The sequence below is a fragment of the Serratia sp. TSA_7 genome (assembly GCF_052692135.1).
Genome location: NZ_JBQZFU010000001.1, coordinates 843,100 through 858,110, shown reverse-complemented (window position 1 = coordinate 858,110; position 15,011 = coordinate 843,100). Strand labels below are relative to the sequence as shown.

General features: G+C 54.1%; 16 protein-coding genes. 10 read left to right on the top strand and 6 right to left on the bottom strand.

Going from position 1 to position 15,011, the window contains the following annotated elements:
• Positions 1-138: 138 nt before the first annotated feature.
• From ACUTQW_RS04235 to dtpA, 3 genes are all read left to right on the top strand, one after another.
• Positions 139-1,527: a glycoside-pentoside-hexuronide (GPH):cation symporter gene (locus ACUTQW_RS04235; protein WP_064799963.1), complete on the top strand. Its 1,389-nt coding sequence runs from the start codon at positions 139-141 to the stop codon at positions 1,525-1,527.
• Positions 1,524-2,849 carry a glycoside hydrolase family 30 protein gene (locus tag ACUTQW_RS04230; RefSeq protein ID WP_006324967.1) on the top strand — a complete coding sequence of 442 codons (1,326 nt, stop codon included), beginning with the start codon at positions 1,524-1,526 and terminating at the stop codon, positions 2,847-2,849. Before ACUTQW_RS04235 ends, ACUTQW_RS04230 begins: the two co-directional genes overlap by 4 nt.
• 923 nt (positions 2,850-3,772) lie before the next feature.
• Complete coding sequence (dtpA, locus tag ACUTQW_RS04225; protein WP_325986464.1) at positions 3,773-5,293, top strand: dipeptide/tripeptide permease DtpA; 1,521 nt, start codon at positions 3,773-3,775, stop codon at positions 5,291-5,293.
• Between the two features lie 78 nt (positions 5,294-5,371).
• Here dtpA and ACUTQW_RS04220 read toward each other — a convergent pair whose 3' ends face one another.
• Both ACUTQW_RS04220 and ACUTQW_RS04215 read right to left on the bottom strand, forming a co-directional pair.
• Complete coding sequence (locus ACUTQW_RS04220; RefSeq protein WP_445654807.1) at positions 5,372-7,462, bottom strand: prolyl oligopeptidase family serine peptidase; 2,091 nt, start codon at positions 7,460-7,462, stop codon at positions 5,372-5,374.
• Between the two features lie 159 nt (positions 7,463-7,621).
• Complete coding sequence (locus tag ACUTQW_RS04215) at positions 7,622-8,185, bottom strand: helix-turn-helix domain-containing protein (RefSeq protein ID WP_004943852.1); 564 nt, start codon at positions 8,183-8,185, stop codon at positions 7,622-7,624.
• Positions 8,186-8,298: 113 nt separating this feature from the next.
• Here ACUTQW_RS04215 and ACUTQW_RS04210 point away from each other — a divergent pair, with 113 nt between their 5' ends.
• The 3 genes from ACUTQW_RS04210 (at position 8,299) to ACUTQW_RS04200 (ending at position 10,661) form a co-directional block, all read left to right on the top strand.
• Positions 8,299-9,483: a benzoate/H(+) symporter BenE family transporter gene (locus ACUTQW_RS04210; protein ID WP_006324961.1), complete on the top strand. Its 1,185-nt coding sequence runs from the start codon at positions 8,299-8,301 to the stop codon at positions 9,481-9,483.
• 93 nt (positions 9,484-9,576) lie between these two features.
• Positions 9,577-10,074, top strand: coding sequence for an MEKHLA domain-containing protein (locus ACUTQW_RS04205; RefSeq protein WP_445654806.1), 498 nt, complete (start codon positions 9,577-9,579; stop codon positions 10,072-10,074).
• A gap of 83 nt (positions 10,075-10,157) precedes the next feature.
• On the top strand, positions 10,158-10,661 hold the full coding sequence (locus ACUTQW_RS04200) for a cupin domain-containing protein (RefSeq protein WP_004943844.1): 504 nt from the start codon (positions 10,158-10,160) through the stop codon (positions 10,659-10,661).
• On the opposite strand, the gene ACUTQW_RS04195 is transcribed toward ACUTQW_RS04200, so the two are convergent.
• On the bottom strand, positions 10,626-11,480 hold the full coding sequence (locus ACUTQW_RS04195; RefSeq protein ID WP_004943842.1) for an aminoglycoside phosphotransferase family protein: 855 nt from the start codon (positions 11,478-11,480) through the stop codon (positions 10,626-10,628). The genes ACUTQW_RS04200 and ACUTQW_RS04195 overlap by 36 nt on opposite strands.
• A gap of 155 nt (positions 11,481-11,635) precedes the next feature.
• On the opposite strand from ACUTQW_RS04195, the gene ACUTQW_RS04190 reads away from it, so the two are divergent.
• Positions 11,636-12,013 carry a RidA family protein gene (locus ACUTQW_RS04190; RefSeq protein ID WP_004943839.1) on the top strand — a complete coding sequence of 126 codons (378 nt, stop codon included), beginning with the start codon at positions 11,636-11,638 and terminating at the stop codon, positions 12,011-12,013.
• A gap of 9 nt (positions 12,014-12,022) precedes the next feature.
• On the opposite strand, the gene ACUTQW_RS04185 is transcribed toward ACUTQW_RS04190, so the two are convergent.
• Together ACUTQW_RS04185 and ACUTQW_RS04180 are read right to left on the bottom strand one after the other, a co-directional pair.
• Positions 12,023-12,403 (bottom strand): nuclear transport factor 2 family protein, encoded by a 381-nt coding sequence (locus ACUTQW_RS04185; RefSeq protein ID WP_006324958.1) that lies wholly within the window; start codon positions 12,401-12,403, stop codon positions 12,023-12,025.
• A 30-nt stretch (positions 12,404-12,433) separates the two neighbouring features.
• Complete coding sequence (locus ACUTQW_RS04180) at positions 12,434-12,745, bottom strand: hypothetical protein (protein ID WP_037430818.1); 312 nt, start codon at positions 12,743-12,745, stop codon at positions 12,434-12,436.
• Between the two features lie 201 nt (positions 12,746-12,946).
• Here ACUTQW_RS04180 and ACUTQW_RS04175 point away from each other — a divergent pair, with 201 nt between their 5' ends.
• On the top strand, positions 12,947-13,216 hold the full coding sequence (locus ACUTQW_RS04175; RefSeq protein WP_004943833.1) for a hypothetical protein: 270 nt from the start codon (positions 12,947-12,949) through the stop codon (positions 13,214-13,216).
• Here ACUTQW_RS04175 and ACUTQW_RS04170 read toward each other — a convergent pair.
• Positions 13,213-13,608, bottom strand: coding sequence for a nuclear transport factor 2 family protein (locus tag ACUTQW_RS04170; protein WP_004943831.1), 396 nt, complete (start codon positions 13,606-13,608; stop codon positions 13,213-13,215). The genes ACUTQW_RS04175 and ACUTQW_RS04170 overlap by 4 nt on opposite strands.
• A 236-nt stretch (positions 13,609-13,844) precedes the next feature.
• Between ACUTQW_RS04170 and ACUTQW_RS04165 the strand changes: the two genes are divergently transcribed.
• Together ACUTQW_RS04165 and ACUTQW_RS04160 are read left to right on the top strand one after the other, a co-directional pair.
• Positions 13,845-14,510 carry an HD domain-containing protein gene (locus tag ACUTQW_RS04165; RefSeq protein WP_004943827.1) on the top strand — a complete coding sequence of 222 codons (666 nt, stop codon included), beginning with the start codon at positions 13,845-13,847 and terminating at the stop codon, positions 14,508-14,510.
• A 107-nt stretch (positions 14,511-14,617) separates the two neighbouring features.
• Positions 14,618-14,881, top strand: coding sequence for a DUF3811 domain-containing protein (locus ACUTQW_RS04160; protein ID WP_006324956.1), 264 nt, complete (start codon positions 14,618-14,620; stop codon positions 14,879-14,881).
• Positions 14,882-15,011 lie beyond the last annotated feature (130 nt).

Here is a 15,011-nt window from a genome sequence, read left to right as displayed (position 1 = left end):
TTCACTTTTATTATATAAATATCACTGTTTAATACATATAAATCACAAAAAAAGCAATACTATTACTTCACCCCGGGCTTATTGATTTTTCATCAACCACCACCCGTTCGGAGCACAACTTGCCCGAAGGAGACATTAATGTCTGAAGTATCTATTTCTATAAAAGAAAAAATAAGCTATGGCTTAGGTGATACCGGTTGCAATCTGGTTTGGCAAACGCTGATGTTATTTATGGCTTATTTTTACACTGACGTTTTTGGACTTTCCCCCCTGCATATGGGAACAATGTTTCTCGCCGTACGCGTTATCGATGCCGTAACCGATGTTATTATGGGTGCAATCGCCGATCGTACGCGCAGCAGATTCGGTCAATTCCGCCCTTACCTGTTGTGGTTTGCCATTCCATTCGGCGTTTTATGTACTTTGACATTTTATACGCCCGATTTCAGTTATACTGGCAAGCTTGTTTATGCTTACATTTCTTATACGTTACTTTCTCTCGTTTACACTGCCATCAACGTGCCTTATTGCGCAATGATCAACAATCTTTCGAGAGATCCGCGAGAACGCGTCTCCTTGCAATCATGGCGTTTTGCGCTGAGTACATTAGGTGGGCTGATCGTATCATTGAGTGCGCTTCCGTTGGTGAAATACCTCGGTCACGGCAACCTGCAACAAGGTTATTTTTACGCAATGATGGTAATGGGATCGCTCAGTATTATTTTCTTTTACATCTGTTTCGCAAATACTCGGGAACGCTACATTCCACCTGCAGATATTCAACACCACAGCATTTGGAGTGATTTTCAGGTGTTGTGTGCAAACAGGGATTGGCGTCTGTTATTTACGCTCAACGTAGTTAATCTTATCGCCGTTATTTTTAAAGGTGGCTCCGCCCTTTATTATATCAACAGCGTCATGCACAGATCGGACTTGGCGACGCCGTTGCTCACACTCACGCTCATTGCGGGTATCGTAGGCGCACTATTATCTCCCGTTATTTTCAAAAACACGGATCAAGTACTGGGGTTCAAGCTGGCCATGGCTGCTGAGGCTATTTTATTATGCCTGTTCTACTTTATCTCACCGTCGCAGATCATGCTGGTTTGCACGATGATTTTTCTGATTAACGTCATTCAACTTGCGGCCACTCCATTGCAGTGGAGCATGCTCTCAGATGTGATAGATGTAGAGGAACGCGTCAGCGGCCGCCATTTAAGTGGCATCGTTTTTTCCACTAATTTATTTGCAATTAAAATGGGTATTGCTATTGGTGGCGCACTGATTGGTTGGTTATTGGCCTGGGGGAATTATATTGGTGGTGCCGCAGTTCAGGGAAATAACGCCTTACTCATGATTACACTGCTGTTTACGGTCTTGCCCGGTATTCTGACATTCAGTTTGATCCTGATTATGCATGGGTACTCTCTCAACGATAAAAAGTTGGCTTTGTTACTCACCCACTCTGTTGCCCCTTTTCCCGAAAACACGCTGTCTGATAATGCTCACAGGAGAGCTGACATATGAATATTGAATGGATCACATCATCTGATACGGAACAATGGCAGAAATGCGACCGTCTTCTAGAAACAATTAAACCCGCTAACCTGCAGCTGTCCAAGCTCCGTGGTCGTCAGGTGGAAGGGTTCGGCGGGTGCTTCAATGAACTGGGGATGACGGCGTTAAATGCGCTGGACGACAAACAGCGGCACGACATCCTGGATAACCTGTTTTCGCCAGAGGGTGAATGTCGGCTTACCCTGGGACGCGTACCGATCGGCGCAAGTGATTATGCCCTATCCTGGTATAGCCTCAATGAACAAGAGGAAGATTACGCCATGGAACACTTTTCCATTGAGCGTGACAAACGTTATTTATTGCCTTATATAAAAGAGGCACTTGCGCGTCAGCCAAACATGACGCTTTTTGCCTCCCCCTGGAGCCCACCCACCTGGCTGAAAACACACCAAGCCTGTAATTTTGGCCGTCTTCGCGGGGATGAACGGGCGCAAAAAGCTTACGCACTATATTTTAAAAAATTTATCGAACACTATGAGAAAGAAGGTGTGCGCATAGCGCAGGTACATATTCAAAATGAAGTTGTCGCCGATCAAAAGTTCCCCTCTTGTGTCTGGAGCGGGGAGCAGTTGAAAGAGTTTATAAAAGAGTATCTTGGCCCACTCTTTATGCAAGAACCCATAGACAGCGAGATCTGGTTAGGAACCATCAATGCTCCGGAGTTTTTGAAAGAGCCGGGGCAAGACTATGATGACTACGCCAACTGTGTACTTTCCGACCCCGAAGCCTACCAATATGTTAGCGGCGTGGGTTATCAGTGGGCCGGTAAGAATGCCATTCAACGAACCGTAATGAGTTACCCTGAATTACGCTATTACCAAACAGAAAGTGAATGTGGTGATGGAAATAATAGCTGGCAGTACGCGCACTATATTTTTGGTTTGTTCCGACATTACTTAGTCAATGGTGCCAACGGCTACTTTTACTGGAACATGGTGTTGGCTGAAGGGGGGGAAAGTACCTGGGGTTGGAAGCAAAACAGTATGATCTCCATAAATAAAGAAACAAAATCAGTAAGTTATAACCCAGAATATAGCGTTATGCGTCACTTTTCTCGATACGTTGTACCTGGTGCCCGGCTAATACCATTAACCGGTGCAATGAGTGGTAATGCCGTTGCGTTCGAAAACCCTGATAACTCGGTCATCATCACGATAAATAACCCTTCATTTCATAAAAGAGAACTGAGGCTTGCCATTGGGGAAAGAACCGTTGAGTTTACCCTTCATGAAAACTCAATAAATACATTAATAGTAAAAGATTACCATTAAAAATAATGGCCCTGAGATAATGGGCCTTATCTCCCCTGTTGCAGTACGCCTGTCCTCCCCCGAGCGCTGCGGCGAAGCCGGTATCTTCTGGCCGCCGGGGCGGCAGCCCCTCTTTATGCGATGCGTGGCACTATCCGCTATCGCGTGATAGTTCCGTAGGAGCTATTGGGGCAACAACGAGCGCATCACGTGAGTACCGCTCCCAAGGTTTGAAGGTTTGAAGGTTTGAAGGCAAAAAATCATAACCTATGCCGTTTGAACCTGAACCTGCTTGCTCACCTTGGATAGTGCCTTTTAGCGCTATAGCCTGTTGCAGATATAACATTCCGCACACGCTACCCTGCATGCACCACTCCCCCTGTCACTGCCCTATTTTTTATCAGAAATGTGATACCGAGCAGCAGTAACCTTGGCAATTTCGTGGATTTCAGCGAAAAACTCACTTTCATGTTATTTTCAAGCGAAAATTTAGTCAAAAATTGCGGTATAAATCACGCTTTCACGATCACATTGTCGTCACAACCGCCAGCCGCATTGTCTTAAATTTCTATAATTTTACAAAACACCCATTACGCACAACAATCCAGTGGGTTGAAGATCGTAAACATTGATATCGACCATAAAAATACAATACAGCAGAATATATCACTAATTAAATTCCGTATAGCTTTTAATCAAAACAAAAACTCGCCAAAACAAATCAAGGCAAAAGTTAATACTGAATAACATTTGCAACATGGTTGTTTCACAACGCGAACGTTATATGTAACAGAGTATGACAAACGGCTTGCCTCGTTGACAAAGATAGTGAACATTAACCGCCGTCATCCCATCCTATAACAACGCAGAAGGATGCAGTCCTGCATCACCTTTTGCAATTTCTCGTCTCTACGAGACGGGGCAGTGAAAAATCAGAGGTACCAGTGTCAACTGCAAACAACAACAGCAAACACCCTGAAGGCGTCAGTCTTAACGCCTTCAAACAACCTAAGGCGTTCTACCTGATCTTCTCGATCGAACTGTGGGAACGTTTCGGTTATTACGGCCTGCAAGGCATCATGGCGGTTTATCTGGTCAAAATGCTTGGCCTGAGCGAAGCCGACTCCATTACCCTGTTTTCGTCCTTCAGCGCTCTGGTGTATGGCTTCGTTGCCATCGGCGGCTGGCTGGGGGATAAAGTGCTGGGCTCCAAGCGCGTGATCGTGCTGGGTGCGCTGGTACTGGCCGTCGGTTATGCCATGGTGGCGTACTCCGGCCATGAAATCTTCTGGGTCTATCTGGGCATGGCGACCATCGCCGTGGGCAGCGGCCTGTTCAAGGCGAACCCATCCTCCCTGCTGTCGACCTGCTATGAGAAAGACGACCCGCGTTTGGACGGTGCATTCACCATGTACTATATGTCCGTCAATATCGGTTCTTTCCTGTCGATGCTGGCGACCCCGTGGCTGGCGGCGAAATATGGCTGGAGCGTCGCGTTCTCACTGAGCGTGGTGGGCATGCTGATCACCCTGGTCAACTTTATGGTGTGCCACAAATGGGTGAAACAACACGGCTCCAAGCCGGACTTTAAACCGCTGCAGGTCAAGAAGCTGTTGATGGTGCTGGTTGGCATCGTGGCGCTGGTTGCCCTGTCAAGCTGGTTGCTGCACAACCAGGTCATTGCCCGCTGGGCGCTGGCGATTATCTCCCTGGGCATTGTTGTCGTGTTCGCCAAGGAAGCCTTTACGCTGCATGGCACAGCGCGCCGCAAGATGATCGTCGCCTTTCTGCTGATGCTGGAAGCGGTGGTGTTCTTCGTGCTGTATGCCCAGATGCCGACCTCGCTGAACTTCTTCGCCATCCATAACGTTGAGCACAGTATCCTCGGTGTGGCATTTGAACCTGAACAGTATCAGGCGCTGAACCCATTCTGGATCATGCTGGCCAGCCCGATTCTGGCAGCACTGTACAACAAGATGGGTGACCGTCTGCCGATGCCGCACAAGTTCGCCTTCGGTATGATCCTGTGCTCCGGCGCCTTCCTGGTACTGCCGTGGGGCGCCAGCTTCGCCAACGAACAGGGCATCGTTTCGGTTAACTGGTTGATCCTGAGCTATGGGCTGCAAAGCATCGGCGAACTGATGATCTCCGGCCTGGGTCTGGCCATGGTGGCGCAACTGGTGCCGCAACGCCTGATGGGCTTTATCATGGGGTCCTGGTTCCTGACCACCGCCGCCGCCGCGCTGATTGCCGGCAAGGTCGCAGGATTGACCGCCGTACCAAGCGACATCAACGATGCGCACGCGTCACTGGCTATCTATAGCCACGTGTTTATGCAAATCGGTATCGTCACCGCCGTCATTGCCATTCTGATGATGCTGACCGCACCGAAGCTGTACCGCATGACGCTCGACACCGCAGAAGACACCGAAAAGAAAGCTCAGGCCGCCGCAGCGGTTAACTGATAACGGTTTCGGACAGACAAAAAAACGGGGCGTCTCAACAACGCCCCGTTTTTTATTTCAGCCACTCTCTCTCCCTTCTCAGCCCGGCGACTTGCCGCTCAGGGTTGCCCACATAAACTCGCTGACCAGCGCGCTGTGGAACGCAGCCTGTTTCTTGTCTGCGGCGGCGCTATGCCCGCCCTCGGTATTCTCATAGAAATAGACCTGCTGATAGCCCATTTGCTGCATGCGCGCCGCCATTTTGCGGGCGTGCGACGGATTGACGCGATCGTCGCTGGTGGCGGTGTAAAACAGCACCGGCGGGTAAGGCACATCCGCTTTGATATTGTGATAAGGCGAGAAGGTTTTGATGTACGCCCATTCCTCCGCTTTGGCCGGATCGCCATATTCGGCAATCCAGGAAGCGCCGGCGGAAAGCTGGGTATAACGCAGCATGTCCAGCAGCGGCACCTCACAAACGATACAGCCGAACAGCTGCGGGTACAGCGTCAGCATGTTACCCACCAGCAGCCCGCCGTTACTGCCGCCACGCGCGCCCAAATGCTGTGACAATGTCACTTTTCGCGCAATCAGATCCTGCGCCACGGCGGCAAAATCCTCATAGGCGCGATGGCGGTTCTGCTTAAGCGCCGCCTGGTGCCAGGCCGGCCCATATTCCCCGCCGCCGCGAATATTCGCCACTACATACACCCCACCGCGCTCCAGCCAGGCCGGAGCCTTGCTGCCCATGTAACCCGGCAGCAGCGACACTTCAAAACCGCCATAGCCGTACAGCAGCGTTGGGTTGCTGCCGTCCAGCTTGATATCTTTGGCCGAAATCTGGAAATACGGCACGCGGGTGCCGTCGCGGGAGGCGACAAAATGCTGGCTGACCTGATAACCGCCGGCGTCAAAGTCCTGCGGCCCCTGCTTGAGCAGCTCGGCCTCGCCACCGTCGAGATTCCCCAGGTACAGCGAAGTCGGCTGCAGGAACCCGCCAATGGTCAGAAAATAATCGTTGGTTTCATCGTCAATCCCGCCGGCGGAAATCGTGCTGATGGCACCCGGCTTGCCGAGCGGCCTGCGCTGCCAGCTTTTCCCCTGCGGCGTCAGCACTTCCAGCCGGTTTACCACGTTGTCCATGATGCTGAGGATCAGGTGGTCGCGCGTACCGCTATAACCGCTTAGCGCCGCCTGCGCGGTCGGCGTGAATAACACCGTCAGTTCGCGTTTTCCCGCCAGATAATCATCGAAATGCGCCGCCAGCAGCGAACCTGAAGGATAGCGCGTCCCCCCCACGTCCCAGTCGCTGCTCGGTTTGATCAATAGCCATTCACGGTGCGTGCTGAACTCGGCGTCGGCGGGGATATCAATTTTGATTTGCCGATCCTGCTCGGCCAGCACAAAGGTTTCACGACGATAGAAATCCAGGCTGCGGCCCACGTAGCTACGCTCAAACCCCGGCGTGTGGTCATGGTAAGCGAACACCACCATGTCCTGCGGTTGCGCCTCATACAGCGTCTGGGCGGCGCTCAGCGGCGTGCCGCGCCGCCAACGTTTGGCGATGCGCGCATAACCGGATTGGGTCATCGAACCTGCGCCAAAGTCGGTGGCGACAAACAGCGTATCCTTATCAATCCACGATGCCTGGCTTTTCGCCACCGGCAGCACAAAGCCGTTTTTCACAAACGCTTTGCTGACCAGATCGAATTCGCGTATTTCTGTGGCGTCGCCGCCGTCCGGCGACAGCTCCAGCAGGCAATAACGATACTCCGGCGGTAACGGCACGGAACCCTGGAACACCCAGTCTTTGCCTTCCGCCTTGCCGAGTGCATCGATATCCAGCACCGTTTCCCAGACCGGGTTGGCCTTGCGGTATTCCTGCAGTGTGGTGCGCCGCCATAGCCCGCGCGGATTGGTTTGATCCTGCCAGAAGTTGTAGTAGTAATCGCCGCGCTTGGCGACCCACGGAATTTGGCTGTCCTTGTTCAGGATATCCAGCACCTGTTTTTCCACCTGTTGGAAGCCTTTGCCTTGGGCAAAACGCGCAGCGGTACGCTGGTTTTCCTGCTTCACCCATGCCTGCGCGGCCTTGCCCTGCAGCGCTTCCAGCCACAGGAACTCATCGGTGGCGCTGGCGCCGCCCTCCGCCGCCATCGCCAGGCGGACACTGTTCGGTAATGAAGTCATCGCGAATACGGCTCCTGCAGTTTGTGCACTGAGTTTAATAAACTGGCGTCGATTGCTAACCGGCAAAATCAAGTTCTCCTTCCTGGATAAATAAGACTCATTTTCAACAAGGTAGATCGTTGACGCAGTGGAGTCAAAGCCTGCGCCCGTGCCGTTGAGTCAAAATTTAGGATAGTGGATCAGATCGTGAATGCGCACCGTCTCCTGGCTGGCGTTGCGGTAAGCATGTGGCCGATCGGCCTGAAAGCGCATTGCCTCGCCGCTGGCCAGGCTGTACCACTGACCGTCGACCGCCAGTTCCAACTGGCCGCTGATGACGATCACATGTTCGATGACGCCCGGTTCGTGCGCCGACGATTCGCTGAGCGCTCCCGGCGCCAGGTCGATAACGAACATGTCGAAACCCAATTGCCTGTCGAACGGAAACAGCGGCACCACCCGCATATCGGCGTTGTACTGGTTGAACACCGGCGCATCGCCATAACGGTGCAAGGTGGCCTGCTCTTGCAGCGGCGAGATCTCCAAAAAAGCGGAAAATGCCACGTTAAAACCGGTGGCGATTTTCCACAGCGTCGCCACCGTTGGGCTGGATTCGCCGCGTTCTATCTGCCCCAGCATCGCCTTGCTGACGCCGGTATTCTCAGCCGCCTGAGCCAGGCTCCAGCCGCGCTGCGCACGCAGCGATTTCAATGTTTGCGCCAGATGGCCGGACAGTTCCTGCATGATTCCCCCGTTCTGAATTCCGGCTGATTATAGCCACTTGTGCGCTATAACGCACGATGCTATGCTCATTCATCGCCGTGCGTTATAACGCACAATTATAGCCGGAGTCTGCCATGCGCCCAGCCATCTCTTTGCGTCATTTGACCCTGCCCGCCGTTATGGCCGGCTTTGTCGCGGTATTGGTGGGTTACACCAGTTCCGCGGCCATTATCTTTCAGGCCGCGGCGGCGGCCGGTGCTGCGCCAGTGCAGATCGGCGGCTGGCTGAGCATGCTGGGGCTGGGAATGGGCGTTACCTCGCTTGGGCTTTCGTTGTATTACCGCACACCTATCCTGACAGCCTGGTCGACCCCTGGCGCGGCGCTGCTGGTCACCAGCCTGCCCGGCACGCCGATCAACGAAGCGATTGGCGTGTTTATCTTTGCCTCTGGGTTGATCCTGCTGTGCGGCGTCACCGGGCTGTTCGCCCGGCTGATGGACTACATTCCGCAGGCGATTTCGGCGGCAATGCTGGCGGGGATCCTGCTGCGCTTCGGCCTGGACGCTTTTGCTTCGTTACAGGTAAATTTCGTGCTCAGCGCCGGGATGGGGTTGGTGTATCTGGTGAGCCGCCGCTATCTGGCGCGTTATGCGATTGTGCTGACGCTGCTGGTGGGGCTGGCTATTGCGGCGTTGCAAGGGACCATTCATCTTTCTCAGCAACCGCTGGCTTTCGCGGTGCCGGAATTTATCGCACCGCATTTTACCTGGTCGACGCTGCTTGGCATTGGCGTGCCGTTTTTTGTGGTGACCATGGCATCGCAAAACGCCCCCGGCATCGCTACGCTGAAGGCCGCAGGCTATCGCGTCCCTACTTCGCCGCTGATCAGCTGGACGGCGCTGACCGCACTGCTGCTGGCACCGTTCGGCGGGTTCTCCGTTTGCATCGCCGCCATTACCGCCGCCATTTGCATGGGGCCGGACGTGCACCCCGACCCGCAGCGCCGTTATATGGGCGCCGTGGCCGCCGGGGTGTTTTATCTGCTCGCCGGGCTATTCGGCGGCGCTATCGGCATGTTGTTCAGTGCGTTGCCGCCGGCGCTGATCCACACCATTGCCGGGCTGGCGCTGCTCGGCACTATCGCCGGCAGTTTGCAACGCGCGTTGCAGGATGAAAAACAGCGCGATGCCGCGCTGATCGCCTTTCTGATCACCGCTTCCGGCGTGACGCTGCTCGGCGTCGGCTCTGCATTTTGGGGAATTATTGGCGGGGCGATCGCGCATCTCATTTTGTCTCTGCCACGGCGCACGATGGATTAATCCAGGCGTAATTCTTTTCCGCTTCAGCGATCTTCTGCTTAACTGTCAAAGGGGCAATTATTGCCCCGCTTTGGATCCGTTAAGGGAGTCGCTATGCCATCTTCCGAGCTGATTGATCTGATTCAGCGTATCGATTCCGCCTATCGCCAGTGGACGGGCGGCGGCCTGCCTGGGCCGCAGGCCGCTACTGCCGACCAGCATTTTCTCTGGCTGCACCAACAGGCGCCGTACAGCCTGTTGGCTCACGGAGGCGGCGTGGACCCGGTTTTTATCTACGCCAATCATTGTGCGCAACAGTGTTTCGGTTATTCCTTCGATGAATTTATTGCGCTGCCTTCGCGATTGAGCGCCTCGCCGGTAGATCGCGCGGAACGCCAGCAATTGCTGGATAAGACCACCCGCCAAGGCATCGCGCAGGGATATCAAGGCCTGCGAGTCGATAAATTTGGCAACGCCTTCACTATTTATGATTGCGCGGTATGGCAGATCCCGGGCGGGGGTCAGGGCGCACTGTTCTGGCCACAGCCGAAACGCCGCCCAGGCTGGTTTAACCACCGGAGAACGTGCAGGGTGCAAAACGATAACGGTTGATGCGTATAGCTTCGACAGGCTTAGAGGCTTTTACCACCACAGTCAATTATTAAGTGACATTGTCACGATGGAGCATATGGCTTATGAATGATAACGCCGCGCTGTTAGCCCAGCGTTTAATCCGCAATCTTGAAGAAGTCGAAAAAACTCACGATCGCCGTCCGCCGTTATATGACAGCGTCGGCGCCCGTTTAGGCACCGGCACAGCCGCCAACAAGCTGGGAGCATCCATCGACGTGGTGGCGCCAGGCATGCGTTCCTGCCCTTATCATTTTCACTATGCGCAGGAAGAAATGTTTATCGTGCTGGAGGGAACCGGAACGCTGCGGGTCGCCGGTGAGCAATTGCCGATCAAAAGCGGCGACGTTATTTTTATCCCACCCGGCCCGGAATACCCGCACCAAATCATCAACACTTCGGCTGTACCGCTGAAATATCTTTCCGTCAGCACCCGTGAGCAGCCTGAACTGGTGGAATATCCGGACTCAGGCAAGTTTCAGGCAATAGCCCAGCGCAAAAATGGCCAACCGGTGCGCTATTTGCAACGCCCTTCAGCGTCGCTCGATTATTGGGAGGGTGAACCCTGAGTCCCCCTCCGGCAGCGGCAGGCCCAGCGCGCGCGCAGCCTGCTCCGCTACCCGAAAATCGATATCCGCCGCTTCGCCGTCTTCCATAAACCAGGCTGCGGACAGCCCCGCCCAGGCAAGGATCCATTGCAGCAAACGCTGGCGTTCCAAGCCAGCCAATTGGCAGACCTGCTCCACGCGGCGCTGGAAAATATCCGGATCGGTGGCAATGCCGTAATTGGGGTTGCAGAAGATATTGGCATAGTCGAAGGCGCGTTCGCCGTAGAGGCGTTTGGGATCGATCACCAGCCAACCGCGCTCGCCGAAATCCAGCACGTTGTCGTGGTGAATATCCCCGTGCAGCACGCTCTGTTCTCGCGGGCTGGTCAGCAGCTCCGCCGCCGCCGTGGCGCTGAGCCGCAGCATGCCGCCGTGGGCTTGCGCCGCCGGCCACAACGAGTTGAACCACAGGTGCAACGGAATAAGCTCCGGTAAGGGCTGTGAACGTGGCGCATGCAGGCGGGCAACCACCTGGCAAAGAATGGTCGTCGCCTGCCGATCGTCGCCGTCTCGCACCATTTGCGCCAGCGATCGGTTGCCCTGAGCACGCTCCAGCAGGATGCCGTCCTCGTGCCAGGCCAGCACTCGCGCAGCGCCTTCGCCCTGCCACCAGCACATCAGCAACCCGCCGAACTTCTCTTCCTGTTCGCGGGCGATTTTCAGCATGGCGGCAGCGCCCTGATACCGCACCGGCATCAGCAGGCTGCTGTGAGTTTCAAATGCTTTGCCGTCAGGTTCCAACTGCCAGCGTTGCACATAGGGAATAAAGGCCGGATTCATTGCGAGCAGGCGTCCTTATTGATGGCAATCACGGTGAAAAATTGGCACCGGTGATACTATTAGAAATCAACAGTTCTCGGCGTATTCCCGGTGTTAATTGCAGTATCCTAACCAAGTTTGCCTGTTTTTTTAATTAATCTTGCGGGGTTTTTATCATGACGTCATTGAAGCGCATTAATTATCCGCAGTTGCCTACGCCGGGCGGGCCTTATGTCCACGCGGTGCGCCACGGCGATACGCTGTATGTCTCCGGGCTAACGGCCTTCGCCACCGAAGCTCAGGGGCAAACGGCGCAGCAACAGACGCAGGCCATTCTGGAGCAGTTGGCGACCATCACCGCCGCCGAAGGCACCAATCTCAAGGCGCTCATTAAAATCACCGTGTTTTTAACTGACATTGGCGATCTGCAGGCAATTCGGCCCGTGCTGTTTGATTATTTCGATGGTGCGTTGCCGGCCTGTTCACTGGTCGCGGTCAACGCACTGTTCTCGCCACAGGCATGCGTGGAGATCGAAGCCGTCGTGGCGCTGTGAGATTGGGCGCTATAATGCGCCCTCATCCAGCTCGCACGGGCCAACTTTGAACCAGGCCTTCACGATCTTGCCCTGTTCAACTTCATAAATGGCGATCACGTCCATTTTGCCGCGCCCCTGCGGGAAATTGCGCGTAACCACTTCCTGATCGATCACCATGCTGCCCAAGACCATGCGCTTGACCCGTTCACCATACAGGCTTGGTTCCTTGAAACGCGCAATATGGCGTTCGCGGATCTCCGCCTTGCCGCTGGCCAGCAGCGTATCCGGATGTTCATAATACTGCGCATCCTCCGCCCAGTACGCCATAAAGGCATCAATATCGCGGGCGTTATAGGCATCCAGCTGCTGCTGAACCACATCTTCCGGGCGTATCGTTTTGTTGTTCATACTATCCCCTGCTCATGGTTAACCTGACAATTACAGCGCGGCGATTTCATCAACCCGATGATGAAAGACATAAGGATCTGAAATTAAAGCGAAGGCTTCATCGTCCGGATAAGTGACCGCTACCTGATAATCCTCGCCGGCGAAACGTTTTATCGCCGCCAGAGACTCCCAGTAGGTGGCCAGAAAGAAGTGCGCATACTGGCCCTGGACCTCTTGGCGAACAAAAGCACCAAGATTTCCAGCCGTAGCTTCAGCATGCTGCAGCCCTGTGACAGTTAAATGATCGGTAAATCCTTGCTGATGCCGTAACGGCACGCACCCGTGCCAGGTCCTGACAATCATTGCGCCCCCGAATGAATAAAAAAACGAAAATAGTGAATAGATAACGTATCATGCTTTGGGGTTTATTCACTACCCCGTGCGCAGATTTTCAGCGGAGGAATGCCGGCGGGAAAAACAGCGGCGCGGCGTGCGTTAACCTTTGCCGCCATCAGGAATATTCTGGTAATTTATCGCTAAGAGAATTACCACCCGCGGAAAGTTATGCAGCAAAAACCGGTTATGCACGAAGCCCGACAGTTAAAGCGCCTCAACGCGGCCACGCGGCGGCAATCCCATATGTACAAATGGATTGCCTTTGTCGCGGCGATGGATGCTGTATTGGTGTTTTGCTATGACCGCGATATGCGCAACATTACCTTTTCAGGCGCAGTCGCGCTGGTGTGCGGCTATTTGTGGATCCGCGATCGCAACAAGGCGCGCGGCTACCGGCGGGAATACGATCGTAAATACGGCAAGCACAGTGGCCTTTAGTCCTGCATGGCTTCCAGCACTTTTGCGCTGTCCACGATTTGCGTGAACTTGACGATTTTCCCCTCGCGCAGCTGATAAATATGCGCAAAGGATGCAGTGAATGATTTGCCGGTCGCGCCATAGGTGCCATGATAGAACCCTTGGGCAATCACGTTTTCACCGGCATCGTAGAAGTGTTCGACGTCGGCGCGGTAGCCCTGCCATTCTGTCCCTAAACGCTGATGAACATTTTTAAAAATGGCCTGCGGCCCAACGTAGGTACCGGCATAAGGAAAGCCTGCCGCTTCGGTCCATTCTGCCTCGGGCGCCAACGCCGCCAGCAGGTTACGACCGTTCACTTCGGCACTGCCACCCTCATAGGTAGCGCGTACAATTTCCAGATTCGTTGGCATGTCTGTTCTCCTGTGGCATTAGCGGGATATTCCGGCCATGCCCCGCAGACACAGGCTAACACCAGGCGGGGATGACCGGAATGGGGCTATTGTAGGTTGCTTATTCCGGTACAAAAACCGTAATTACGGCAATAGTCTATTGCAATACAGTAAACAATTCTGTTACTGCGGTGTCATAACCGCCTCATCTGCGGCTGCTATGATGATTAACAATCACCGCCACCAAGGAGCAAAACGTGCATTTTCCACTGTTGCCACAGGCATTGCTGCGGCCTTTCTCACCCCATCAGGAACTGGCGCAGGCGCTATTGCCGCTGACCCTCGATTCCGACGATGGCTCGCATGACGTTGCCCATTTGCACCGTGTATGGAAAAACGCCCGCCAGATCAGCATTCAGGAAGGCGGCGACCGGCGCATTCTGTGTGCGGCAGTGCTGTTGCATGACTGCGTCGCGGTAGAAAAGAACTCGCCGCAGCGCCACCTGGCCTCACGCATGGCGGCGGAGAAAGCCGCTCTGACGCTCGCGCAACTGGATTGGGAAACGCAGGACATCGCCAAAACGGTCCATGCCATCGAAGCGCACAGCTTTTCTGCCGCCATTACGCCGGAAACCCTGGAGGCGAAAATCATCCAGGATGCCGACCGTTTGGACGCCATCGGCATGATTGGCGTGGCGCGCTGTTTCTACATCGGCGGGCGTATGCGCAGCGCGCTGTACGATGCCGCCGATCCGCTGGCGCAACAGCGCCAATATGACGATAAGCGTTTCACGCTGGATCACTTCGAAACCAAACTGTTTAAGCTGCAGGAAGGCTTTCAGACCGCGGCCGGTCGACAAATGGCACAGGAACGCACCGAGCGCATGCGTCGCTTCCTCAGCGAGTTGCTGGAAGAAATGTGAAAATCGCTGTTAATGCCCCAAACGCATCGATTCCGTTACGCTACCGGCATCTTCGCCGCAATAATTGCTGTACACTGACAACCATCTTCACTGACCAGGCTGCAACGATGAAAAAACTGACGCTGAAAGACATGACGGAAAGCGAGCAACGTGAAGTAAAAACCGAGCTGGACAAGGCGCGTAAAAACCTCGGCCGGGAACTGACGAATGCCGAGAACAACAAGACCAAGGATGAAGTCGTGGCACGCATCATGGCCGCCCGCGAGAAAATTGAAAAAGCGACGCGTGCCGAACGTAAAGCCAACCGGGTCAAACCCAGCGGCGAAACCTTCAGTTGGTCCGCTTCAATCAGCACCCGCCCACCGCGTTAATGCCGTACGAAAACCCCGCCAATGCGGGGTTTTTTATTGCCCCCGATTCATTAGCCAAACTCATCAGCCCATTCAAATCATGAATAACAATGTTATCAAGAAGTTGTAAATTGACAGCATAATGAAGAAT

Bases quoted from the DNA above. Each gene is read 5' to 3' on its own strand.
- ACUTQW_RS04235 (WP_064799963.1), top strand. From the start codon at position 139: ATGTCTGAAGTATCTATTTCTATAAAAGAAAAAATAAGCTATGGCTTA.
- ACUTQW_RS04230 (WP_006324967.1), top strand. From the start codon at position 1,524: ATGAATATTGAATGGATCACATCATCTGATACGGAACAATGGCAGAAA.
- ACUTQW_RS04220 (WP_445654807.1), bottom strand. From the start codon at position 7,462: ATGACTTCATTACCGAACAGTGTCCGCCTGGCGATGGCGGCGGAGGGC.
- ACUTQW_RS04215 (WP_004943852.1), bottom strand. From the start codon at position 8,185: ATGCAGGAACTGTCCGGCCATCTGGCGCAAACATTGAAATCGCTGCGT.
- ACUTQW_RS04210 (WP_006324961.1), top strand. From the start codon at position 8,299: ATGCGCCCAGCCATCTCTTTGCGTCATTTGACCCTGCCCGCCGTTATG.
- ACUTQW_RS04205 (WP_445654806.1), top strand. From the start codon at position 9,577: ATGCCATCTTCCGAGCTGATTGATCTGATTCAGCGTATCGATTCCGCC.
- ACUTQW_RS04200 (WP_004943844.1), top strand. From the start codon at position 10,158: ATGAATGATAACGCCGCGCTGTTAGCCCAGCGTTTAATCCGCAATCTT.
- ACUTQW_RS04195 (WP_004943842.1), bottom strand. From the start codon at position 11,480: ATGAATCCGGCCTTTATTCCCTATGTGCAACGCTGGCAGTTGGAACCT.
- ACUTQW_RS04190 (WP_004943839.1), top strand. From the start codon at position 11,636: ATGACGTCATTGAAGCGCATTAATTATCCGCAGTTGCCTACGCCGGGC.
- ACUTQW_RS04185 (WP_006324958.1), bottom strand. From the start codon at position 12,403: ATGAACAACAAAACGATACGCCCGGAAGATGTGGTTCAGCAGCAGCTG.
- ACUTQW_RS04180 (WP_037430818.1), bottom strand. From the start codon at position 12,745: ATGATTGTCAGGACCTGGCACGGGTGCGTGCCGTTACGGCATCAGCAA.
- ACUTQW_RS04175 (WP_004943833.1), top strand. From the start codon at position 12,947: ATGCAGCAAAAACCGGTTATGCACGAAGCCCGACAGTTAAAGCGCCTC.
- ACUTQW_RS04170 (WP_004943831.1), bottom strand. From the start codon at position 13,608: ATGCCAACGAATCTGGAAATTGTACGCGCTACCTATGAGGGTGGCAGT.
- ACUTQW_RS04160 (WP_006324956.1), top strand. From the start codon at position 14,618: ATGAAAAAACTGACGCTGAAAGACATGACGGAAAGCGAGCAACGTGAA.